Raw genomic sequence first — 2,488 nt, forward strand, 5'->3', positions numbered from 1 at the left:
ATATATACAGCATCTGCACCGAGGGCAATGGCTTTTATTATATCAGCACTTGTCTTAAAACCACCTGCCGCTATTACTGATGCCTGGTTTCTTATACCTTCTTCTCTCAATCTCTGGTCAACAACAGCCACAGCAAGTTCTATAGGGATACCCACATTATCTCTTATAACCATAGGTGCTGCGCCTGTACCCCCTCTTATACCATCTATTGTGACAAAATCCGCACCTGCCCTTACAATACCACTTGCTATAGGTGCAACATTATGTACTGCAGCAATTTTTACTCCCACCGGTTTTTTATAAGAAGTTGCCTCTTTTATAGCAAATATAAGTTGCCGCAGGTCTTCTATGGAATATATATCATGATGTGGTGCAGGACTTATAGCATCTGTCCCTTCCGGTATCATTCTGGTAAGAGAAATCTCCTCAGAAACTTTCTCTCCAGGAAGATGTCCACCTATACCTGGTTTTGCCCCCTGCCCTATTTTTATTTCAACAGCAGATGCTCTATTAAGATACTCAGCATTAACCCCAAATCTTCCACTCGCTATCTGTACAATTGCTCTTTCCGCATAAGGATACAGGTCTTTATGGAGTCCCCCTTCTCCTGTATTCCAGTATATTCCCGAACTACTCGCTGCCATAGCGAGTGATTTACAGGCATTAAGAGATATTGAACCAAAACTCATCGCAGAAAACATAACAGGAATTTCCAATTGAAGAAGATTAGAGATATTTTCTTTCAAAAGATATCTTCCATCTCCACTCTTCTCATATCTTACCCTGTCGGGTTTCCTTCCTATAAATGTTCTTAACTCCATTGGTTCTCTCAAAGGGTCTATAGAAGGATTAGTGACCTGTGCTGCATTAAGAACAATATGTTCAAAATAGTTTTTATATTGTTTATCATTCCCCATTCCTGTTAGAACTATACCACCTGTCTCTGCCTGTTTAACTATCCTGTATATATAGTCCCTCGTCCAGTTAGCATTTTTCTTAGTTTCTGAAGGATTCTGTCTTATGGTCAGGGCAGATGTTGGACATATATCTTCACAGAAATGACATCCGACACATTTTGTATTATCTGAAAAAACATCATTCCCTTCATCATAACTGTGTACATCATTGGCACATACCCTTACACATGCCTGACACTTAATACACTTCCTCTCATCTCTCTCAATAATGAATTCTGTTATGTTTTTTGCTTTAGCCATTTTTCTTTTTTCCCTCTTTCTATATGCACTATCACAGGTTCTCCTGCTTCAGGCATCCATACCCTTTCAGGTGATTTACACACATATCTTATAGATGACTCTTCAGAAGCAAGATATACAAAATCCCCTTTTTCTGCAGATACGAGAGGCCTTAACTTAAGGCGGTCATTAAGTCCTATAACTGTATCCGATTTAGCAACAACAATAGCAAAAGGACCGTTTAACAATGCAGGCGCATATATAATCCTCAACGCTTTCAGAAATTTTTCTTTATCCTCTTCTCTGTCTATCTTCTCCCAGAATGGTGCGGAGAGAATATTCCCTATCACATCAAAATCAAGTTGATGTTTCCTGTATAATAGGTCAAAAAGATATGTTATAACTTCGGTATCAGTAAAAAGAGTGCAGTAGTACCCTGCGTTTTCAAGATATCTTCTGTTGATACCGTAAGATGAAATCTCTCCATTATGCACAACTGACCAGTCAAGTATACCAAAAGGATGCGCACCACCCCACCAACCAACTGTATTTGTAGGAAATCTATTATGTGCTGTCCAGATATACCCCTTATAATCATATATCCTGTAAAACTCTCCTATCTCATCAGGATTACCTACACCTTTAAATATCCCCATATTTTTCCCGGAAGAAAAAACACATGCCCCTTCATAATTTTTATTGATATTCATTACAACATTGAGTATATAATCTTCTTCTGAAATATCCTTTAACATCTCCTCCTTTATATCAAGAAAATATCTATGTAATACAGGAATATAACTCAATGTTTTCAAGTGTTTCGTAGGTATTGGTTCTTCACTTACAATATTAAATCTGTCATCCAAAAACTCTTCCACACTTTCCTTTACTCTATTTTCATCATACATTATATGAAAACACCACTTATCCTTCATTTCAGGATATATCCCATAGCCAGCATATCCAGCACCAAGTCCATTCCCTCTTTCCTTCATTGTACATATAGATGCCAGTATGTCCTCTCCAGAAAAAACTTTCCCTTTTTTATTTACAATCCCTGAAATTCCACAACCACCAGGTATCTTATTCGTTTTCTCCAGTATCTTTAACTGATGATACTCCATCTTTCTCCTTTTCATTCCGTCCCCCCACCCGTCCTCCACTGCCTTTCGTTGCAGCAGATTCAGGGTGAGGGGTGCGGAACCCAAATTCTACTTTACAGAACAGGCAGATATGTTTTTATTTCATATTCATGTACCTGTTTTCTGTATTCATCCCATTCTATCTTCTTT

General features: G+C 38.2%; 2 protein-coding genes. Both read right to left on the reverse strand.

Annotated features, from left to right (window positions below; translation table 11 throughout):
* The coding region (locus tag N3D17_07720; protein ID MCX8083250.1) for a glutamate synthase-related protein at window positions 1–1,217 on the reverse strand (1,217 nt) is incomplete at its 3' end.
* Window positions 1,196–2,335: a glutamine amidotransferase family protein gene (locus N3D17_07725; GenBank protein ID MCX8083251.1), complete on the reverse strand. Its 1,140-nt coding sequence runs from the start codon at window positions 2,333–2,335 to the stop codon at window positions 1,196–1,198. The genes N3D17_07725 and N3D17_07720, both read right to left, overlap by 22 nt.
* Window positions 2,336–2,488 lie beyond the last annotated feature (153 nt).

It is taken from the genome of bacterium (genome assembly GCA_026414725.1).
Lineage (GTDB): Bacteria > Ratteibacteria > UBA8468 > B48-G9 > JAFGKM01 > JAAYXZ01.